General features: G+C 64.8%; 18 protein-coding genes. 12 read left to right on the top strand and 6 right to left on the bottom strand.

The genetic code is table 11. The features are described 5' to 3' along the window. Positions 1–26: 26 nt before the first annotated feature. From tauC to tauA, 3 genes are all read right to left on the bottom strand, one after another. On the bottom strand, positions 27–845 hold the full coding sequence (tauC, locus tag ACSZPK_RS02495) for a taurine ABC transporter permease TauC (RefSeq protein WP_437879806.1): 819 nt from the start codon (positions 843–845) through the stop codon (positions 27–29). Continuing rightward, complete coding sequence (locus ACSZPK_RS02500) at positions 835–1623, bottom strand: taurine ABC transporter ATP-binding protein (protein ID WP_437879807.1); 789 nt, start codon at positions 1621–1623, stop codon at positions 835–837. Before ACSZPK_RS02500 ends, tauC begins: the two co-directional genes overlap by 11 nt. A 190-nt stretch (positions 1624–1813) precedes the next feature. Then, a complete protein-coding gene (tauA, locus tag ACSZPK_RS02505) occupies positions 1814–2797 on the bottom strand; it encodes a taurine ABC transporter substrate-binding protein (protein ID WP_437879808.1) in 984 nt (327 codons plus the stop codon). A gap of 310 nt (positions 2798–3107) precedes the next feature. Here tauA and ACSZPK_RS02510 point away from each other — a divergent pair, with 310 nt between their 5' ends. From ACSZPK_RS02510 to ACSZPK_RS02535, 6 genes are all read left to right on the top strand, one after another. Further along, on the top strand, positions 3108–3617 hold the full coding sequence (locus ACSZPK_RS02510; protein ID WP_437879809.1) for a sigma-70 family RNA polymerase sigma factor: 510 nt from the start codon (positions 3108–3110) through the stop codon (positions 3615–3617). Then, the gene (locus tag ACSZPK_RS02515; protein ID WP_437879810.1) at positions 3614–4573 is read left to right on the top strand and encodes a FecR domain-containing protein; all 960 of its coding nucleotides are present in this window, start codon (positions 3614–3616) and stop codon (positions 4571–4573) included. The genes ACSZPK_RS02510 and ACSZPK_RS02515 overlap by 4 nt, the downstream gene beginning before the upstream one ends. A gap of 353 nt (positions 4574–4926) precedes the next feature. Further along, positions 4927–7332, top strand: a complete 2406-nt coding sequence (locus ACSZPK_RS02520; protein ID WP_437879811.1) for a TonB-dependent siderophore receptor — start codon at positions 4927–4929, stop codon at positions 7330–7332. A gap of 131 nt (positions 7333–7463) precedes the next feature. Beyond that, positions 7464–7979: a sigma-70 family RNA polymerase sigma factor gene (locus ACSZPK_RS02525; protein WP_437879812.1), complete on the top strand. Its 516-nt coding sequence runs from the start codon at positions 7464–7466 to the stop codon at positions 7977–7979. Next, positions 7976–8887 (top strand): FecR domain-containing protein, encoded by a 912-nt coding sequence (locus tag ACSZPK_RS02530; protein WP_437879813.1) that lies wholly within the window; start codon positions 7976–7978, stop codon positions 8885–8887. The genes ACSZPK_RS02525 and ACSZPK_RS02530 overlap by 4 nt, the downstream gene beginning before the upstream one ends. 141 nt (positions 8888–9028) lie before the next feature. Then, positions 9029–11434, top strand: coding sequence for a TonB-dependent siderophore receptor (locus ACSZPK_RS02535; RefSeq protein ID WP_437879814.1), 2406 nt, complete (start codon positions 9029–9031; stop codon positions 11432–11434). A gap of 33 nt (positions 11435–11467) precedes the next feature. Here the strand turns inward: ACSZPK_RS02535 and ACSZPK_RS02540 are convergent, their stop codons facing one another. Together ACSZPK_RS02540 and ACSZPK_RS02545 are read right to left on the bottom strand one after the other, a co-directional pair. Next, positions 11468–12442 (bottom strand): SMI1/KNR4 family protein, encoded by a 975-nt coding sequence (locus ACSZPK_RS02540; protein WP_437879815.1) that lies wholly within the window; start codon positions 12440–12442, stop codon positions 11468–11470. 12 nt (positions 12443–12454) lie between these two features. Further along, positions 12455–13342 (bottom strand): LysR family transcriptional regulator, encoded by an 888-nt coding sequence (locus ACSZPK_RS02545; protein WP_437879816.1) that lies wholly within the window; start codon positions 13340–13342, stop codon positions 12455–12457. A 103-nt stretch (positions 13343–13445) separates the two neighbouring features. On the opposite strand from ACSZPK_RS02545, the gene trpB reads away from it, so the two are divergent. Together trpB and trpA are read left to right on the top strand one after the other, a co-directional pair. Beyond that, the gene (gene trpB, locus ACSZPK_RS02550; RefSeq protein WP_437879817.1) at positions 13446–14660 is read left to right on the top strand and encodes a tryptophan synthase subunit beta; all 1215 of its coding nucleotides are present in this window, start codon (positions 13446–13448) and stop codon (positions 14658–14660) included. Beyond that, positions 14660–15469 (top strand): tryptophan synthase subunit alpha, encoded by an 810-nt coding sequence (gene trpA / locus ACSZPK_RS02555; protein ID WP_437879818.1) that lies wholly within the window; start codon positions 14660–14662, stop codon positions 15467–15469. The genes trpB and trpA overlap by 1 nt, the downstream gene beginning before the upstream one ends. Before the next feature lie 66 nt (positions 15470–15535). Here trpA and ACSZPK_RS02560 read toward each other — a convergent pair whose 3' ends face one another. After that, a complete protein-coding gene (locus ACSZPK_RS02560) occupies positions 15536–16324 on the bottom strand; it encodes an AraC family transcriptional regulator (protein WP_437879819.1) in 789 nt (262 codons plus the stop codon). An 82-nt stretch (positions 16325–16406) separates the two neighbouring features. Between ACSZPK_RS02560 and ACSZPK_RS02565 the strand changes: the two genes are divergently transcribed. From ACSZPK_RS02565 to ACSZPK_RS02580, 4 genes are all read left to right on the top strand, one after another. Next, positions 16407–17405: a bile acid:sodium symporter family protein gene (locus ACSZPK_RS02565; protein ID WP_437879820.1), complete on the top strand. Its 999-nt coding sequence runs from the start codon at positions 16407–16409 to the stop codon at positions 17403–17405. 37 nt (positions 17406–17442) lie between these two features. Beyond that, positions 17443–17844: a hypothetical protein gene (locus ACSZPK_RS02570; RefSeq protein ID WP_437879821.1), complete on the top strand. Its 402-nt coding sequence runs from the start codon at positions 17443–17445 to the stop codon at positions 17842–17844. Positions 17845–17919: 75 nt separating this feature from the next. Further along, positions 17920–18975: a PA0069 family radical SAM protein gene (locus tag ACSZPK_RS02575; RefSeq protein ID WP_437879822.1), complete on the top strand. Its 1056-nt coding sequence runs from the start codon at positions 17920–17922 to the stop codon at positions 18973–18975. 98 nt (positions 18976–19073) lie between these two features. Continuing rightward, a complete protein-coding gene (locus ACSZPK_RS02580) occupies positions 19074–19772 on the top strand; it encodes a carbonic anhydrase (protein WP_437880270.1) in 699 nt (232 codons plus the stop codon). Positions 19773–19937 lie beyond the last annotated feature (165 nt).

Below are 19937 nucleotides of genomic sequence, written 5' to 3' on the forward strand. Positions count from 1 at the left end.
TCTCTATTCAGTCCCAATACGCGGTTTCAATCCCAGGAGGCGAAGCGCTTCTGCAACGCCCTCAGGCCCAGCTCGATGCTCAAGGCAATGGCCGCGATCAGCAGGATGCCGACTACCACCACGTCGGTGGCGAGGAACTGCGCGGCCGACTGGACCATGAAACCCAGGCCCTGGTTGGCGGCGATCAGTTCGGCGGCGACCAGGGTCGACCAGCCCACGCCCAGGGCGATGCGCAGGCCGGTGAGGATGTCCGGCAGGGCGCTGGGCAGGATCACGTGACGGACGATCTGCGCACGGGTCGCGCCCAGGCAACGCACGGCCTGGATGCGCGAACGGTCGACGCGGCGTACACCGCCGACGGTGGCGATCAACAGCGGGGCGAACAGGGCGAGGAAGATCAGCAACACCTTGGACAGCTCGCCGATGCCGAACCAGATCACCATCAGCGGCAGGTAGGCCAGCGGCGGGATCGGCCGGTAGAACTCCACCAGCGGGTCGAGGGCGGCATTGAGCGTCGGGTTCAGGCCCATGGCGATGCCCAGCGGCACGGCGACCAGCACTGCGGCGAGCACCGCCAGGGTCACGCGCCACAGGCTGGTCCCCAGGTGCTGCCACACAGTGGCGTCGAGGTAGCCGTCCTGCAACAGGCCCTTGGCGGCCTCGACCAACTGCTCGGGCGCCGGCAGGAACACGGTGTCGACCCAGCCCAGGTGGGTCGCCAGCCACCACAGCGCGGCCAGGGCGAAGACGGTGCCGAAGGCGGCCACGCGCTGGCGGTCGAGACCGATACGGCGCCGGCAAGGGGTTGGCCTCGTGGCGGCGGATTGCAGGGTTTCAGAGGGCATGTTCGGCGGCCTCTTGCAGGAAGTGATCGAGAAGCTCCTGGCGCAATTCGCCAAAAGCCGGGTCGCTCTTGATCGAGCGCACGGATTCGCCGGCCACGTAGCGACGGGCGAACGGCACCTCGTAACGGCCGGCGATCCGCGCGGGCGGGCCGTCGAGCACGATCAGGTCGGTGGCCAGGAACAGCGCCTCGTCGACACTGTGAGTGATGAGGAACAGGCCCTTGCCGGTGCGTTTCCACACATCCAGCAGCAGGACCTGCATGCGCTCGCGGGTCAAGGCATCGAGGGCGCCGAAGGGTTCGTCGAGCAGCAGGAACTCCGGATCGACCGCCAAGGCGCGGGCCAGGCCGAGACGCTGGCGCTGACCGCCGGACAGTTCGGTGACGCGGTGATGGGCGTGATTGGCCAGGCCGACCAGCTCCAGTACCTGACGCGCCCGCGCATGCCGTTCGGCCTTGCCCAAGCCGCGCAGGCGCAAGCCGATGGCGACGTTGTCGAGGGCATCCAGCCAGGGCAGCAGGGCGTCGTCCTGGAACACCACGCCGCGCTCGCCGCCAGGGCCTTCCAGGGTGCGGCCGTCGAGCTGCACACGGCCGTGATCGAGCGGCTGGAAGCCGGCCAGCACGTTGAGCAGGCTCGACTTGCCGCAACCGGACGGGCCGAGCACGACCACTGAGGCGCCTTTCTCGATGTCGAGATTCAGGTTGTTCAGGATCACCTGGGAATGGCCGCGTCGGCTGAAACTCAGGCCGGCATGTTCGACGGTGAGACGGCTCATGACGATTCCTCCTCATGACGACGCTTGGCCTTTCGTAGGGTGGATGACGCTTTGTTCATCCACCACCGACTCGGAGAAATGGTGGATGAAAACAGCGTCATCCACCCTACGAACCAACACAGACTGTCATGGGCAAATTTAAAAAAGCCCCTCCGAAGAGGGGCAGTCGTGGCTTGAAGCTAAATCGGTGTCACTGCGCCTGGATGTATTTCGCGCTGACGTAGGGCGAGTAGTCCTTGAGCACGGCAGGAATGCGTTTCTGTTCCTTGAGGAACTCGGCGGTACCGGCAATCGCCTTGGCGGTGCCACCGCCGAGCAGGGCCGGGCTGACCTGCTCCTTGGCGGTCGGGTAGCTGGAACCGGCGAGCAGTTCCGGCACGTCGGCCGGGTTGGCGCCGATCAGCTTGGCGATCTTCTTGGCCTGCTCGGAGTCGGCGTTCCACTGGTCGACGTGGGCCTGGTAATCGGCAAAGGCGTCGAGGGTGACCTTGGCGAATTGCGATACCACTTCAGGGTGCTTCTCGGCGAAGTCCTTGCGCGCGACCCAGACTTCGAAGGTCGGCGCGCCCCACTTGCCGACTTCGGCGGCATCGGTCAGCACCCTGCCGTCACGCTTGATCTCGCCCAGGGCCGGCGACCAGACGAAGGCACCGTCGATGTCGCCACGCTTCCAGGCGGCGGTGATCTCGGCCGGGTTGAGGTTGACGATCTTCACCTTGGTCGGGTCGATGTTCCAGTGCTTGAGCGCGCCCAGCAGGCTGTAGTGGGAGGTGGAGACGAACGGCGTGGCGATGGTCTTGCCGAGCAGTTGCTCGGGCTTGTCGATGCCGCTGCCGTTACGCACAACCAGGGCCTCGGCGGCGTTGATCTGGGCGGAGACGATGAAGGTCACCAGGTCCAGTTTGCGTGACGTGGCGGCGGCCAGCGGGCTGGAACCGAGGTTGCCGATCTGCACGTCGCCGGAGGCGAGGGCGGTGACCACTTCCGGGCCGGCATTGAAGCGGCGCCAGTCGAGTTTCTGGCCGATGGCTTTTTCATAGGCACCGTCGGCCTGGGCGACTTTCGAGGGGTCCACACCGGTCTGGTAACCGATGACGATGTCGTCGGCGTTGGCCTGTTGGATGCCGGTGGCTGCAACGACGGCGAGCAGCAGGGTTTTTATGGCGTGCTTCACGTTCGATCCCCTCAAGAAAATGCTGGCGTTGGCGGCCAGTCGTTGCCGTGCCCCTGTGGCTCCGGCCTTGTTAGGGAGGAATTTATGGTTATAACAAAATTCAAACCAATAACTTTTTGGAACTAGCTTAGAGATAGCCGGAAGACTGCAGCCGGAAGCTCGAAGTAGAGCGGTCCGGCAGAATGATCGGCGCGTACCTTTCTGCACTCACCGGGCGCTTTCAGTTCGATTGCCAATTCCCATTCGATCCTCGGCTCATTACACTTGCGACGAATTCTTATTTGCATCACATAACGACAGGGAGGCGGGAATGTCCACGCTCGATCCGGCCCACGCCGGGCTGGACGCGTTGTACCGCGAACACAATGGCTGGCTGCGCGGCTGGTTGCGCCAGCGCCTGAACAATTCCGCCGATGCCGCCGACCTGGCCCAGGACACCTTCGTCCGCGTGCTGCTGGCGCGCAGCACCGAGTCCGTGCGCGAACCACGCCATTACCTGGCGACCATCGCCCGTGGCCTGGTCATCGACCTGTACCGCCGCCGCTCGCTGGAACAGGCCTACCGCGACGCCCTGGCCAACTTGCCGGAAGCGGCGCAGCCATCGCTGGAAGAACAGGCATTGCTGCTCGAAGCCCTGGTGCAGATCGAGCGCATGCTCGACGGCCTCGGGCGCAAGGTGAAGCAGACCTTCATCCTCTCCCAACTCGAAGGCCTGACCTACGCCCAGATCGCCGAGCGCCTGGGCATTTCCCTGCGTACGGTGAACAACCACATGGCCAAGGCCATGGAACACTGCTGCCTGATGATGGCCGGCCTGTGAGCGAACTCGAAGAGCTGGGCAGCGCCGAACGCGAAGCAATCCGCAGCGCGGCGCAGTGGTACGCACGCCTGGCCAACGAAGCCAACGACGAAGGCGAACGCCAGGCCTGGCAACGCTGGCTGGCCGCCGATCCGCTCAACCAGCGAGCCTGGCAACGCATCGAAGCGGTGCGCCAGCAGATGACCCGTGTACCGGGGCAACTGGCGGCGAGCACCCTGGCGGCTGCCGGGCAATCACGCCGCAACGTGCTGCGCGGCGTAGTGCTGCTGGCATCGGCCGGTGGCCTGGCGACCCTGGGCTGGCGTAGCGACATGGGCCAACGCTTGAGCGCCGACTACCGCACGGCGGTGGGCGAACGACGCGCGTTCGTGCTGGCCGATGGCAGCCAGTTGATGCTCGACACCGGCAGCGCGGTGGACGCGCGCTTCGACGCGAACCAGCGCCTGTTGCTATTGCATGGCGGTGAAGTGCTGGTCAGTACCGCACCCGATCCGCTGGGCCGGCCATTCCGGGTGCAGACCGTGCATGGCCTGGTGCGGGCGCTGGGCACGCGTTTCACCGTGCGCACGGATGAGCGCGACAGCGAAGTGGCGGTGCTGGAAAAAGCCGTCGAGGTGCAAGTCCCTGGAATAGCTGCACCGCTGCGCCTGGAAGCAGGCCAGCGCGTGCGCTTCAACGCCAACCGTCTCGAACAGCCACGCACCAACGATGCCTCGGTCGCCGCCTGGCAACAGGGCAGCCTGATCGCCATCGACAAGCCGCTGGGTGAATTGATCGGTGAGCTGGGCCGTTATCGCCTGGGCTGGTTGAAGTGCGATCCGCGTGTGGCCGGGCTGAAAGTATCCGGCGCGTTTCCGGTGGATGACACCGACCTGGCCTTGGCTGCGCTGGAGCGCAGCTTTCCGCTGAGCGTGACGAAGCGTACGCGGTATTGGGTGATGGTGGGGCCTGGCTAGCCAGACCGCGGGGCTTCATTGGCAACCTCGCGCGCATGGCGTACTCCTACGAGAGAGGTTGATCTGCCCGCTTTCGTAGGGTGGATCGGGGCGCGTAGCTGACACCTTTTCATCCACCAAATCGGCGCTGCGGTGGACGGGTGAAACGTCGTCCACCCTACATGCCCGACAACGCGTAGGAGCGCGCCATGCGCGCGAAGGACTCTCGAGTCAGGTGCAGAAGCCATGGAAGAACCGACGAAGATAAAATCTACGCGCCGAAATATTTTCCCCACCCTTGCACTTTTCCCAGCCCTGATCCGGCTCTCGCTGCATCAGTGGCCCGCTTGGCCACGCAAAACCGGGGAGTCACCATGCCGCATCCGTTCACTCGTCACCGCCTGGCCGCTGCGCTGCTGAGCGCCAGCGCCATCGGCGTGCCACTGGCCCACGCCGCTGGATCGACTGCATCGCCAGCCGCCATCGAAACCACCCGCCAATACGACATCGCCGCGGGTTCGCTCACCGAAGTGCTCAGCCGCTTCGCCAGCGCCTCGGGCGTGGCCCTGTCGTTCGACGCTACGCAAACCAACGGCCGCCAGTCCAACGGTCTGCACGGTAGCTATTCGGTGAACGCCGGCTTCGCCACCCTTCTCGCCGGCAGCAACCTGCGAGTGATCGATGCGGGTGGCAGTTATGTGCTGGAGAAGGTGGTCGACAGCGGTGCGGCGCTGGAACTGGGGGCGACCAGTGTGAATGCCAATGGCGTGCGCTCCACCACTGAAGGCTCGCAGTCCTACACCACCGGTGCCATGCAGAGCGCGACCAAACTGCCGCTGACCATGCGCGAAACACCGCAGTCGGTGACGGTGATCACTCGCCAGAGAATGGATGACCAAGGTCTCAAGACACTGCAAGACGCCGTCGCCGCCACCCCAGGGATCAGTCTTCAGGGCTCCGGACCTCAACGCTTCGGCTTCTACTCGCGAGGGTTCGAGATTGGCAACCTGATGCTCGACGGCCTGCCAACGGCATACAGCATTTCCATCGGCGCTGGCCTTATCGCGGGATCGAACATGGTCATGTACGACCGCATCGAGGTGGTGCGTGGTGCAACAGGCATGATGCAGGGCGCAGGCGATCCTTCGGGGTCGATCAACCTGGTACGCAAACGCCCAACCTCGGAGTTTCAGGCGTCCATCAAAGGATCGGCAGGCAGTTGGGACAACTACAGCAGCGAGCTGGACATATCGGGCCCATTGAACGAAAGCGGTAGCGTGCGTGGGCGCCTGGTAGGCGCTTATCAGACAAAGGACAGCTTTCAGGACTATGTCTCTTCCGAGGGCAGTACCTTCTACGCCATCGGTGAAGCGGACCTGGACAGTGCCACGACACTGACAGTGGGCGCCTCCCATCAGATCAACAATAACAACGATACCTGGGGCGGCCTGGCTGCTGTCGATGCATCCGGCAACGACCTGCACCTGTCTCGTTCCACCTACCTGGGCAACGATTGGGAATATTGGGACCAGGACACCAGCAATGTCTTCGCCGAGCTGGATCACCGCTTCGACAATGGCTGGCGCGTCAAACTGTCGGGGGCACAGCAGTGGTCAGAGCTGAATTACCTGGGCACCTACCTCAGCCGCACAGGCGATGCGATAAACGTCAGCCGTGGTGGTGGTTACCGCTATGACGTCGACCAGCAGACCTATGACCTGTTTGCCAGCGGGCCTTTCCAAATGCTCGGGCGTGAACATGAACTGGTTATCGGCAGTAGCGCGCGGTCGGCTGAAATGCATGCCGTAGGCGGCTCCGGCGGTACTGCATCGCTTGATATAGACCCGTTCGACTGGGACTACAGTGCGGTAGCCAAGCCGGTGACGGGCCTGACCTATCGCGGCCATACCGAAACCACTCAACAGGGCCTGTACCTGACGACCCGGCTCTCCCTCGCCGACCCGCTCAAGCTCATCCTCGGTACGCGGCTGGACTGGTATCAGTACGACAACCTACGCGACGACAGCGACTACAGCATCAGCCGCAATGTCACCCGTTACGCCGGTCTCATCTATGAGCTGGACGCGCACCATTCGGTCTACGCCAGCTACACCGACATCTTCCAGCCGCAGAGCTCCATGGATGCCGCGGGCGGCCAGTTGGAACCCGTGGTCGGCACCAACTACGAAATCGGCGTGAAAGGCGAGTACTTCGACGGCACGCTGAATGCCAGCCTGGCGGTGTTCCAGATCGACCAGGAAAACCGCGCGCGGCAACTGGACCAGGCCCTCTGCTCGACTAGCTCCGCGTGCTATGAGGCCTCAGGTGTGGTGCGCAGCCGCGGGGTGGATATCGAGCTGCAAGGGGAGCTCACGCCGAACTGGCAGATCGGCGGTGGCTTCACCTTCGTACAGGCCGAATACGCCAAGACCGAAGGCGACTATCGTAAAGGGCAACTTTTCGACTCGACGCTACCTCGCCAGCAATTCAAGTTGTTCACCAGCTACCAACTACCGGGCGATCACTTGCGTGTAGGCGGCAGCGTTTCCTGGCAGGGCGATACCTACAAAGAGAAAGGCGACTACCGCTTCGAACAGAATGCCTACGCCGTGTTCGGTGTCATGGCCGGTTATCGAGTCAGCGAAGCCCTTGACCTGCAGTTCAACATCGACAACCTGTTCGACAAGCACTACTACCGCAACATCAACGGAACGACCTACCCGGTACAGGTCTACGGCGCACCCCGCAACTACCTGCTGACGGCCAAGTACAGTTTCTAAAAACATCTCTGCCGATGCGAGCGGGCTGCGCCTCACCGCTCCGCTCGCATTCATCCATTCCCAATCCCGCGCCCAATCATTAGACTTGCGACAAATTCTTATTTGCATCGACTGATCGATCAGGGGGCGGGATGTCCACGGTTGTTCCCGACACGGCTGCGCACGCCGGGCTGGATACGCTGTACCGCGAGCACAGCGGCTGGCTGCGTGGCTGGTTGCGCCAGCGCCTGAACAATTCCGCCGATGCCGCCGACCTGGCCCAGGACACCTTCGTCCGTGTGCTGCTGGCACGCACCGCCACTGCGCTCAACGAGCCCCGCCATTACCTGGCGACCATCGCCCGTGGCCTGGTCATCGACCTGTACCGCCGCCGCAGCCTGGAAAACGCCTACCTCGAAGCCCTGGCGCTGCAGCCGGAAAGCCATGCGCCTTCGGCGGAAACCCGCGCCGCGATCATCGACACGCTGCTGACCATCGACCGCATGCTCGACGGCCTTGGCGCCCGCACGCGGGCAATCTTCCTGGCCGTACAGCTCGACGGCCTGAGCTACGAGAAAGCCGCCGAACGGGTCGGGGTTTCGGTCAGCACGGTGCGCAAGCACCTGGCCCGCGCCCTGATGCACTGCCTGCTGCTCGACGCCGCATGAAGGTCATCCTCGCCGACGCGGTGGACTGGTACGTGCGCCTGCACGACAGCCGCGTCGATGACTCGACCCGCGCCGCCTGGCAGGCCTGGTGCGCCGCCGACCGCCGTCATGCCGAAGCCTGGGCGCGCCTGGAGCAACTGCAACGGCGCCTGGGCAACGCGCCGAGCGGTGCGGCGCTGACCCTGGAGAACGCCCGGCGCGACCGGCGCAACGCGGTGAAGACCCTGGCGCTGTTGCTCGGTGTCGGCGCGGTCGGTTGGCAGGGCTATCGGCTCTCGCCGTTGAGCGCCGACTACGCCACGCGGGTAAGCGAACGCCGGCAACTGACCCTGGCCGACGGCACGCGCCTGGACCTCAACACCGACAGTCGCGTCGACATCCTGTTCGACGCCAGCCAGCGCCTGATCCACCTGCGCCAGGGCGAGATTCTGGTGGAAACCGCCAAGGACCCGCGCCCACTCAGCGTGCGTACCGCCGAGGGCGATGTCCGTGCCCTCGGCACGCGTTTCAGCGTGCGCCAGGTGGCAGGCGTGAGCCAGGTGGCGGTGGCCGCCCATGCCGTCGAAGTACGGCCGAATCGCTCGTCACAGGTCGTGCGCATCGACGCCGGGCAACGCCTTAGCTTCAGCGCCGACAGCGTGGGCCCGCAGCAAACGCTGGCTGCCGATGCCCAGGCCTGGACCCGTGGCATGCTGGTTTGTGTCGACTGGCGTCTCGGCGATGTGGTCAACGAGCTGGCGCGCTACCGCCCCGGTTACCTGGGCTGCGCCGAACAGGTCGCCGAGCTGGGCCTGTCCGGCGCCTTCAGCCTCGACGACACCGACGCCGCCCTGGCCAGCCTGGCAGACTCCCTGCCGATCCGGGTGCGCCGCATGACCGGGTATTGGGTGCGCTTGGAGTCTGCGTAGGCCGGTCCATCCCAGGGTCCTTTCGTCCAGCCACCTGCGATTTTTTTCGCATCAGGGGTAACAGATTTTCGTCGCTGCTTCGGCTCCACCTGCACACGCGCACCAGACGCGCCCAAGCCCCACCAACAGGAGCCCCGATTCATGCCCATCCGCCGTTCCCCGCTCGCCCACGGCATCCGCCAGGCAACCCTGGCGCTGAGCCTTTGCAGCGCCACCCTGACGACCCTGCCGGCCTGGGCCGCGCCGCAACATTACGACATCCCGGCCGGCAGCCTGGCCGCCGTGATCAGCCAGTTCGCCGCCGCCAACGGTGTGACCATCAGCTTCAGCAGCAGCGAAACCAGCGGCTTGCAATCGGCTGGATTGCAGGGCGATTTCGAGTTGGAACAGGGCTTTGCGCAATTGCTGCAAGGCCGTGGCTTGCGCGTGCAGCAGGCAGGGGAAAAGCGCTATGTATTGGTAAAGGCCGCGACCAATGGAGCCCTGGAGCTGGACGCGACCAGTGTGAACGCGGCCGGGCTGGGCGCCACGACCGAAGGCACCGGCTCGTACACCACGGGATCGACCAGCACGGCGACCAAGATGCCCATGACCCTGCGGCAAACGCCACAATCCGTATCCGTCGTGACCCGCCAGAAGATGGATGACCAGAACATCCAATCCCTCGACGACGTGGCGCGATCCACCACCGGCATCACGTACACCAAGATCGGTACCGATCGCTCGACCTACTACGCGCGCGGCTTCGAGATCAACGATCTGCAGTTCGACGGCATTCCCAGCAACATCTCGGAAAACTACTCCCTGGATGTCATGTCCACGGCGAACATGGCCATCTACGACCGCGTGGAAGTGGTGCGCGGAGCGAACGGCCTGCTGCAAGGCACCGGCAACCCTTCTGCGGCCATCAACCTGGTGCGTAAACGACCGACAAAGGACTTCCGTCTCGGCGCCGAGCTCGGTGCCGGCTCCTGGGATAACTATCGCAGCCAGGTCGATGTCTCCGGCCCGCTGACCGAACAAGGCAATGTGCGTGGACGGGCGGTGGCTTACTACAACAACGCCAATAGCTATCGGGACGGCGCCGAGCGAGACAACCAACTGCTGTACCTGGTCGGCGACATGGACCTCACGGACTCGACGGTACTAACCGTGGGCGCGACGATCCAGAAGGACAATAGCAACGGCTACGACTGGGGCGGCCTGAACACCCGTAGCGACGGCTCGTTCTACCCGCTGTCGCGCTCCACCTCGCTCAACGGCAAGTGGGCTCACCTCGACCGTAACAACAACACCTTGTTCGCCGATATCACCCATGAGTTCGACAACGAGTGGAAGTTGACCCTGGCGACCAACGCGGTCTGGTCAGATGCGGACTTCCTGTCCTCGTACCCGGCCAGGGTGTCAGGCGACAACTACAGGCTGACGGTATCCCAAGCCGACTACGAGGATACGCAGTTGGGCGTGGACCTCTATGCCACCGGCCCATTCGAGCTGTTTGGCCGCAAGCACCAGCTGATGCTCGGCGCCAACGACCGCAAGGATGATTTCGATGCCGTGATCCGAACGGCCAGCAATAACCCGACGGTCACCATCACGGACTTCGACTACAGTGCCCTGCCCAATCCGATCCTCAATGCCACCAGCAGCGACTACAACTATGTGCGCAAAGAGCGTGGTCTTTACGCGGCCAGCCGCTTCAGCCTGACCGACGACCTGAGCCTGATCCTGGGAACACGTGCCAGTTGGGCGGACTACAAAGTCTCCAGCCCCTACGTCAACGACCAGTACAAGGAAAATGGCCGCCTGATTCCCTATGCCGGCCTGGTCTACGACCTGAGCGAGCAGTACACCTGGTACGCCAGCTACACCGATATCTACAAGACCCAGAGCTACTACGGCCAGGGGGGCTCGCTGCTGGAGCCCGTCGTGGGGAAAAACTATGAAACAGGGATCAAGAGCGAGTTCTTCAACGGCCGTCTCAACGCCTCCATCGCCATCTTCCAAACCAATCTGGAGAACATGCCGCAAGCGCTCTCGGTAGCACCGACCTGCGGTGTGACGGGAACCAGTAGCTGCTATGAAGAGGGCGCCGAGGTACGCAACCGGGGCTTCGAGCTGGAGGTGTCCGGCGAGCCTCTCAAAGGCTGGAACGTCAGCGCCGGCTATACCTACAGCGACCCCGAGTATGTAGCGGGCAACAGCAAAGGGAACGATTACTACCGCAAGATTCCCCGCCGCCTGCTGAAGGTCTCGACCGACTATCGCCTGCCAGGTGCCCTGGATCAGTGGAGAGTCGGCGGGGACGTCTACGCGCAGAGCCGAACGGCTGCCGACGTAACGGCATACACCATTGAGCAGGGGGGTTATGCCTTGCTCAACCTGCACGCCAACTATCAGGTCAATCGCCAGTTCAGCGTGCAGTACAACCTGAACAACGTGCTGGACAAGACCTACTATCAATCGCTGCCAACCTCGAACAACTGGGGCGGCTTGTATTACGGCGACCCGCGCAACTTCAGCTTCACGCTCCGCTACACGTACTGAAAGGACCATACGCGCGCATTGCCCGCTCGGACTTCAGCGTCCGAGCGTCGCCTGCAACTGCTCGATCACCTTCGCCTTGTGCGCCTCGCTGAGCACGATCCCCGCCTTGCTCTCCACCAGCTCCCGGGCATTGAAGCGCGCCTTGAACCAGTCCTCGACGAAGCCCGGCGCATAACCGCCAGTGCTGAAGCCGCGCCCGCCGAAGGCGATCAGCGGTGGATAGGCGTCGAGGTACTGCTGGCGTTTGTCGATGCGGTGGTGCTGCTGGTAGAGCCAGAACTGCACGTCGTACAGCAGGTAGGAACGCGGATCGGCGTGCAGGGCGAAGTAGCGTTTGTCTTCGAGCAGTTGCAGGGCCACGGCGCGGATCGCTTCGCCGATGCGCGGGAACGGCGGGAAGTCCGCCACCAGTGGCGCCAGGGCTTCGGAGAACTCGCCACGGGTGACGCTGAGCAGGTCCTGCTGGAAGTCCTCTTCCGAGGTGTCGAACACCTCCTCGTCGACCAGGCCACGGACGAAGGTCTCGAAGTCCTTGGCCAGGAAGGTGATGTGGTAGTCGCCCTCCTGATCGACGTGCACCACCTGCGGCTCCCCGTCCGGGCCACATTCGCGGTAGTCGAGGGCGACCATGTCGTGGCCGGCGGACGGGCAGTCGCAGATGTACACGCCGAGGTCCGGGTAGCCCCATTCCTCGATCATGAAGCGGCTGCCCAGGTCGCCGCCCAGCGAGTAGTTCTTGCTGCGCCCGATGCTGAGGAAGCTGGTGATCGCCGCATGGTCCTCGGCCCAGGAAGTCGACTCCTCGGTAGGGAAGCAGGTCTTGCGTGGATTGCCGCCGTTGTGGCGTTTCATGAAGGCGACGTAGGACGCCGGCAAGCGATAGCCCAGTTCGGCCTCCAGCTCGGCGATCAGCTCGTCGCTGGGCGGCGCGTCGGTGATTTCCTTGCGCGCGTAGGCGCTGTCGTCCCAGAAATCCTTGAGGTCGATGTCGTCGGGGAAATTGCTCATGGATGATTCCTTTCAAGCGTTCAATTGTTCGCGCAACCACTGTGCCAATTGCTCGGCACGGCGATCGGCACGTCGTTGCGGCACCCACAGGGCCAGGCGCGCCGGGGTTTCGACGAAGCCCCAGGGTGCGGCCAGGCGGCCGGCGGCGAGGTCGTCGGCGACCAGTTGCTGCGGCGCGATGGCCACGCCGAGGCCGGCGCTGGCGGCTTCCAGCAGGTAGTAGAGGTGTTCGAAGCCCTGGCCCTGTTGCAGGCGCGCGCCGTCGAGGCCGGTGGCCAGCGCCCATTGCGGCCAGGCTTGCGGGCGCGAAGCGGTGTGCAGCAGCGGCTCGTCGTACAGCGCCGAGGCGGGCGCGGCGGCCAGCTCGGCGTAACGCGGATGGCGCGGGCTGAGTACCGCGCCGATGCGCTCGGCGGCGAGTTCATGCACCTGCATGTCCACCGGCCAGGGCGGCGCGGCGAAGCACAGGGTCGCATCGACGCCGGGGCGACGCGGGTCCAGCTCGCCTTCGCTGGCCGACAGTTGCAGGCGCAGGTCCGGCAGTTCGCGGTTGAGGCGATCCAGGCGCGGGATGAACCAGCGCGCCAGCAGGCTGCCGGGGCAACCAAGCACGAAGGGCGCGCCGTCCTGGCGCTGGCGCAGCTCGCCACAGGCCGCGCGCAGGCGTTCGAAGGCTTCGGCGGCGGCATCCCGCAGGCGCGCGCCGGCATCGGTGAGTTTCACGCCACGGCCGTCCTTGTCGAACAGGCTCAGGCCGAGCTGTTCCTCCAGCACACGTATCTGCCGGCTCACCGCGCCGTGGGTCACATGCAGTTCGGCTGCCGCCTGGCTGATGCTCTGATGGCGGGCGGCGGCTTCGAAGGCGCGCAGGGCATTCAGCGGGGGAAGTTCGCGGCTCATTGATTGGTGAGTTTTCCTGACGTGTCATGGCAATCTAATCGCTTTTCCCCGGCCCGGCCAGAGGTAAAATGGCGCCATCGCATTCCTCCACAGGAGCACATCCATGACTTCCCTGCGCAACGGCCCCGACGCCACTGGCCTGTTCGGCGGCTTCGGCGGCCAGTACGTCGCCGAAACCCTGATGCCGCTGATCCACGACCTGGCGGCCGAGTACGAGAAGGCCAAGCAGGACCCAGCCTTCATCGAAGAACTGGCGTACTTCCAGCGCGACTACATCGGCCGGCCAAGCCCGCTGTATTTCGCCGAGCGCCTGAGCGAGCACTTCGGCGGAGCGAAGCTCTACCTCAAGCGCGAAGAGCTGAACCACACCGGCGCGCACAAGATCAACAACTGCATCGGCCAGATCCTCCTGGCCCGGCGCATGGGCAAGCGACGCATCATCGCCGAGACCGGCGCCGGCATGCACGGCGTGGCCACCGCCACTGTGGCCGCGCGTTTCGGCTTGCAATGCGTGGTCTACATGGGCACCACCGACATCGACCGCCAGCAGGCCAACGTCTTCCGCATGCGCCTGCTCGGCGCCGAGGTGATTCCGGTGACCGCTGGCACCGGCACGCTCAAGGACGCGATGAACGAAGCCCTGCGCGACTGGGTGACCAACGTCGACAACACCTTCTACCTGATCGGCACCGCCGCCGGCCCGCACCCATACCCGGCGATGGTGCGCGACTTCCAGGCGGTGATCGGCAAGGAAACCCGCGAGCAACTGGCCGAGAAGGAAGGGCGCCTGCCCGACTCGCTGGTGGCCTGCATCGGCGGCGGTTCCAACGCCATCGGCCTGTTCCACCCGTTCCTCGACGACGCCAGCGTCAAGATCATCGGCGTCGAAGCGGCCGGCCACGGCATCGACACCGGCAAGCACGCGGCCAGCATGAACGGTGGCGTACCCGGCGTGCTGCACGGCAATCGCACCTTCCTGCTGCAGGATGACGATGGCCAGATCATCGACGCCCACTCGATCTCCGCCGGCCTGGATTATCCGGGAGTGGGCCCGGAGCACGCCTGGTTGCACGACATCGGCCGCGTCGAGTACGTGCCGATCAGCGACGACGAAGCCCTCGCCGCCTTTCACCAGTGCTGCCGCCTGGAAGGCATCATCCCGGCGCTGGAGTCGTCGCATGCCCTGGCCGAAGCCTTCAAGCGCGCGCCGAACCTGCCCAAGGATCACCTGATGGTGATCAACCTGTCCGGTCGCGGCGACAAGGACATGCAGACCGTGATGCACCACCTCGACCTGTCCAAGGCGGAGAACAACTGATGAGCCGTTTGCAGACCCGCTTCGCTGAATTGAAAGAACAGAACCGCGCCGCCCTGGTGACCTTCGTCACCGCTGGCGACCCGGACTACGACGCCTCCCTGGCGATCCTCAAGGGCCTGCCGAAAGCCGGCGCCGACGTGATCGAGCTGGGCATGCCGTTCACCGACCCGATGGCCGACGGCCCGGCGATCCAACTGGCCAATATCCGCGCCCTGGCGGCCAGGCAGAACATGGTCAAGACCCTGCAGATGGTCCGCGAATTCCGCCAGGAAGACCGCACCACGCCGCTGGTGCTGATGGGCTACTTCAACCCGATCCACAAGTACGGCGTGCCGCGTTTCGTCGAAGACGCCAAGGCCGCCGGCGTGGACGGCCTGATCGTGGTCGACCTGCCGCCCGAGCACAATGCCGACCTGTGCGACCCGGCCCAGGCCGCCGGCATCGACTTCATCCGCCTGACCACCCCGACCACCGACGACAAGCGCCTGCCCAAGGTACTGAACGGCAGTTCCGGCTTCGTCTACTACGTCTCCGTGGCCGGCGTGACCGGTGCCGGCGCGGCGACCCTCGACCACGTCGAACAGGCCGTCACCCGCCTGCGTCGCCACACCGACCTGCCAGTGTGCATCGGCTTTGGTATCCGCACCGCGCAGCACGCCGCCGACATCGCCCGCCTGGCCGACGGCGTGGTGGTCGGCTCAGCGCTGATCGAACGCATCGCCGGCACCAGCGACCGTCTTGCCGCCGTGCAGGGCGTGCTGGAACTGTGCGGCGAACTGGCCCAGGGCGTGCGCGGCGCGCGGGGCTGAGGCCGGCCCGTTGGTGGCCACGCAGGTCGTGGAGGCGCAGCGGGGCCGCAGGCGACACGGCTCCCGCTAACCGAAAAACTCTCCCGGCGTGCACTCGAACTGCTGGCGAAAGGCCGCGATGAACGCCGACGTGGAATCGTAGCCGCAAGCCAGCGCCACGTCGGTGACCCGTTCGCCGCGCTCCAGCAGCGGCAGCGCCGCGAGCAGGCGCAAGCGCTGGCGCCAGGCACGGAAGGTCAGGCCGGTGTCCTGCTGGAACAGCCGGCTCAGGGTTTTTTCCGAGAGTTCGAAGCGCCGGCTCCATTCGCCCAAGGTGGTCTGCCGCTCCGGATGAGCCAGCAATGCGCGGTAGATCTGCCGCAGGCGCGCATCCCGGGGCAGCGGCAGGATCAGGTCGACCGTGGGCGCATTGCGCAACTGGTCGAGCAATACCTGCACCAGGCGCCCTTCGGCGCCGTCCTCGGGGTATTCCACCGGTAACTGGCTGAACGCGCGGATCAGCTCGCGCAGCAGGTCGCTGACCGCCAGCACACGGCAGCCATCCCCGGCCCAGCGGGTCACATCGTCACGCAAGTACAGGCTGCGCATTTCCGTGCGCGGCGAGCTGAACACCCGATGCGCCATGCCCGCCGGCACCCATACCGCCCGTTGCGGCGGGGCGATGAAGCGACCGAAGTCGGTCTGCACTTCCAGCACCCCCTGGATGGCATAGGAAAACTGCACCCAGGGGTGGCTATGGCGATGGGTCAGGGTGCGATTGGGCAGCGATTCGATGCGGCCATAGACCGGCCTGGGCAAGCTCTCGAGGCCTGGAACCCGTCTTGGCAGGGCCCTTTCCTGTTCTTTTGTCGGCATCGGCTGGCCTTTTGGCGTTAGTCGGTAATGAGCGGCCACGTTAGAGTGCCTGCCATTGTCTGTACAGTCCTGGAGCCACGCAATGGCACGGCCACGTTTCCTGCCCGACAACTTCACCCTCACCCTGATCGCCGTGATCACCCTGGCCAGCCTGCTGCCAGTCAGCGGGGGCGCTGCCCATGCGTTCGCCTGGATCACCAACCTGGCCATCGCCCTGCTGTTCTTCCTGCATGGCGCCAAGCTTTCGCGCGAGGCGATCCTGGCTGGCGCGGGGCACTGGAAACTGCACCTGCTGGTGTTCGCCTGCACCTTCATCCTGTTTCCGTTGCTGGGCCTGGCCTTCAAGCCATTGCTGGCGCCCCTGGTCGGCCAGGAGCTGTACCTGGGCATGCTCTACCTGTGCGCCCTGCCTTCCACGGTGCAGTCGGCCATCGCCTTCACCTCGCTGGCGCGCGGCAACATCCCGGCGGCGATCTGCAGCGCCGCGGCGTCGAGCCTGTTCGGCATCTTCCTCACCCCGCTGCTGGTCACCGTGCTGATGGACGCCCATGGCAGCGCTGGATCGAGCCTCGACGCCATCCTCAAGATCAGCGTGCAACTGCTGTTGCCATTCGTCGCCGGCCAGGTGGCGCGGCGCTGGATCGGTGGCTGGGTCGGGCGCAACAAGAACTGGCTGAAATACGTGGACCAGAGTTCGATCCTGCTGGTGGTCTACACCGCCTTCAGCGAAGCGGTGGTCGAAGGCCTCTGGCGCCAGGTGTCGCCGACCACCCTGGCCTGGCTGGTGCTGGCCTGCTGCCTGCTGCTGGCCATCGCCCTGCTGATCACCCACCTCTGTGGCAAGTGGATGGGCTTCAACCAGGAGGATCGCATCACCATCCTGTTCTGCGGCTCCAAGAAGAGCCTGGCCACCGGCGTGCCCATGGCCCAGGTGCTGTTCGTCGGGGCCAATATCGGCCTGCTGATCCTGCCGATCATGCTGTTCCACCAGATCCAGCTGATGGTCTGCGCGGTACTGGCCCAGCGTTATGCCAAGCGCCCGGAGTCGGTGGCACAGATGATGGGCCAGGTCGATCCGTGATCTTTAACTTGGCGCTCGAATCGCTATTATCGGGCGCATGACCAGCCCCTTTCCGATCCGCAAGGAATGTCCGCCCGGCGCCTGCAACTGCGAGCGTGAACGCCTGCTGGAGGACGCCGGCGCCGACCTGCGCATCCTGCAACTGACCCTGCACGAAGAGCAGCGCCTGCTCGAACGCCTGGAAAACCTGGCCAGCCTGGAAGACCTCGACCGCATGCGCCAGCGCATGCAGGCACAGCTCGGCATCGTCCTGCACATCGAACCGAGCCATAACGAAGTGCGCACCATGCGCGGCATCGCCATCGTCGTCGCCGAGCATCCCGGCCTGTGTCGCAAGACCCGCCAGAGCATTCCCGCCGCCATCCGCCGTAGCCTGGAGAAGCGTCCGGAGATCGCCTACGCGATCCTCAACGCCAACGACTTGCTGCGTGATACCTGAGCCATTCGGCGCGCCGTACTTGCGTCGATAACAGCGGCGAAATACTGTATATAAAAACAGTATTCCGGTGGCTTCATGAATGCTCCCATTCGCGGTCGCGGCACCGTCAACAAGCCGCACAACCGCTTTGCGCCAACGCTCAGCGAGGCCTGCGACGATGGCTGGTTCCAGGAGGAAACGCCGCTGACCTTCGCCACCGAGGTGCGCCTGGAGCGGGCGAAGACGGTGATCACCCGCAACCAGTCGCCGGATGTCGGCTTCGACCGCTCGGTGAACCCCTACCGGGGCTGCGAACACGGCTGCATCTACTGCTTCGCCAGGCCCAGCCACGCCTATTGGGACCTGTCGCCGGGCATCGACTTCGAGACCCGGTTGATCGCCAAGACCAACCTGGCCGAGTGCCTCGAAGAACAATTGAGCAAGCCGGGCTACCAGCCCGCCCCCATCGCCCTGGGCATCAACACCGACGCCTACCAGCCCATCGAGCGCGAGCAACGCCTGACCCGGCGTGCCCTGGAAATCCTCCTGCGCTATCGCCATCCGCTGAGCATCATCACCAAAAGCTCGTTGATCCTGCGTGACCTCGACCTGCTGCAGGAGCTGGCCAGCCTCAACCTGGTCAGCGTGGCCTTCAGCATCACCACCCTGGACGACGAACTGAAACGCATCATGGAGCCGCGCACGGCGTCGCCCGGGGCGCGGCTGCGGGCCATGCGTACGCTGCACGAGCATGGCGTGCCGGTGTCGGTGATGGCGGCGCCGATGATCCCGATGATCAACGACAGCGAGCTGGAACAGATCCTCGAGGCCGCCAGCGAGGCGGGTGCCCGCTCCGCGGCCTACGTGCTGCTACGCTTGCCGCTGGAGATCGCCGGGCTGTTCGAACAATGGTTGCGCGACCATTTCCCCGAACGCGCCGAGCACGTCATGAGCCTGATCCGCCAGTCCCGTGGCGGCAAGGACTACGACAGCCGTTTCGGCTCGCGCATGCGCGGCGATGGCGTGTTCGCCGACCTGCTGGCGCAACGCTTCAAGCTGGCGCGCAAACGTTTCGATTTGCTTCGGCGCGACACCTTCGTGCTCGATTGCGGTCAGTTCGCCCCACCTGGCCGACAAATGACGCTGCTCTGATGTGACCTGCGAGGGCTGGCGGCTGTCGCTTTGCCATACCGATAAACGATTGGCCAAACGAGGTTATGACCATGCCCTACAAGCACAACGCCATTCCGATGCAGGCACGCACCGGCCCGGAGTCGGCGGATGAAGCCCTGAGCAAGATCGTCGATGGATTCAGGAAATTCCGTCAGGACGTCTTTCCTGCCCAGGAAGAGCTGTTCAAATCCCTGGCCACCGCGCAAAACCCACGCGCCATGTTCATCACCTGCGCCGACTCGCGCATCGTCCCCGAGCTGATCACCCAGAGCGCGCCGGGCGACCTGTTCGTCACCCGCAACGTCGGCAACGTGGTGCCGCCCTACGGGCAGATGAACGGTGGCGTGTCCACCGCCATCGAATACGCGGTGCTGGCCCTCGGCGTGCAGCACATCATCGTTTGCGGCCACTCCGACTGCGGCGCGATGAAAGCCGTGCTCGACCCCAAAAGCCTGGAAACCATGCCCACGGTAAAAGCCTGGCTGCGCCACAGCGAAGTGGCGTTGAAGGTGGTCGAGGAGAACTGCGGCTGCGGCGGCCACGAAACCCTCGGCATCCTCACCGAGGAAAACGTCGTGGCCCAGCTCAACCACCTGTGCACCCACCCATCGGTGGCGGCACGCGTGGCCAACGGCCAACTGTTCATCCACGGCTGGGTCTACGACATCGAGAGCAGCGCCATTCGTGCTTACGACGCGGCCCGCGGCGAGTTCCTGCCGCTCGATGGCGACATCACGCCGATGGCCACGCCACGGGCGCGCTACCAGGCCAAGTGATCGAGGCGACCAACGCCTACGAGTGAAAAGCGCTGGCGGCTGGGAAGCTGGACGAAAGAGCAGGTACGCCCTGCGTGTCGCTCAGTCTCAAGCCTCCAGCGCTTTTTTATTGCTGTTGCGCCACACTAATCCCGACCTCCAGCACACCACGATGGTCTCGGACGC

The organism is Pseudomonas sp. LRF_L74 (assembly GCF_965644255.1).
GTDB lineage: Bacteria > Pseudomonadota > Gammaproteobacteria > Pseudomonadales > Pseudomonadaceae > Aquipseudomonas.

Excerpts from the sequence above, each read along its gene's own strand:
- tauC (WP_437879806.1), bottom strand. The coding sequence starts at position 845 with ATGCCCTCTGAAACCCTGCAATCCGCCGCCACGAGGCCAACCCCTTGC.
- ACSZPK_RS02500 (WP_437879807.1), bottom strand. The coding sequence starts at position 1,623 with ATGAGCCGTCTCACCGTCGAACATGCCGGCCTGAGTTTCAGCCGACGC.
- ACSZPK_RS02510 (WP_437879809.1), top strand. The coding sequence starts at position 3,108 with ATGTCCACGCTCGATCCGGCCCACGCCGGGCTGGACGCGTTGTACCGC.
- ACSZPK_RS02520 (WP_437879811.1), top strand. The coding sequence starts at position 4,927 with ATGCCGCATCCGTTCACTCGTCACCGCCTGGCCGCTGCGCTGCTGAGC.
- ACSZPK_RS02525 (WP_437879812.1), top strand. The coding sequence starts at position 7,464 with ATGTCCACGGTTGTTCCCGACACGGCTGCGCACGCCGGGCTGGATACG.
- ACSZPK_RS02530 (WP_437879813.1), top strand. The coding sequence starts at position 7,976 with ATGAAGGTCATCCTCGCCGACGCGGTGGACTGGTACGTGCGCCTGCAC.
- ACSZPK_RS02535 (WP_437879814.1), top strand. The coding sequence starts at position 9,029 with ATGCCCATCCGCCGTTCCCCGCTCGCCCACGGCATCCGCCAGGCAACC.
- ACSZPK_RS02540 (WP_437879815.1), bottom strand. The coding sequence starts at position 12,442 with ATGAGCAATTTCCCCGACGACATCGACCTCAAGGATTTCTGGGACGAC.
- ACSZPK_RS02545 (WP_437879816.1), bottom strand. The coding sequence starts at position 13,342 with ATGAGCCGCGAACTTCCCCCGCTGAATGCCCTGCGCGCCTTCGAAGCC.
- trpB (WP_437879817.1), top strand. The coding sequence starts at position 13,446 with ATGACTTCCCTGCGCAACGGCCCCGACGCCACTGGCCTGTTCGGCGGC.
- trpA (WP_437879818.1), top strand. The coding sequence starts at position 14,660 with ATGAGCCGTTTGCAGACCCGCTTCGCTGAATTGAAAGAACAGAACCGC.
- ACSZPK_RS02560 (WP_437879819.1), bottom strand. The coding sequence starts at position 16,324 with ATGCCGACAAAAGAACAGGAAAGGGCCCTGCCAAGACGGGTTCCAGGC.
- ACSZPK_RS02565 (WP_437879820.1), top strand. The coding sequence starts at position 16,407 with ATGGCACGGCCACGTTTCCTGCCCGACAACTTCACCCTCACCCTGATC.
- ACSZPK_RS02570 (WP_437879821.1), top strand. The coding sequence starts at position 17,443 with ATGACCAGCCCCTTTCCGATCCGCAAGGAATGTCCGCCCGGCGCCTGC.
- ACSZPK_RS02575 (WP_437879822.1), top strand. The coding sequence starts at position 17,920 with ATGAATGCTCCCATTCGCGGTCGCGGCACCGTCAACAAGCCGCACAAC.
- ACSZPK_RS02580 (WP_437880270.1), top strand. The coding sequence starts at position 19,074 with ATGCAGGCACGCACCGGCCCGGAGTCGGCGGATGAAGCCCTGAGCAAG.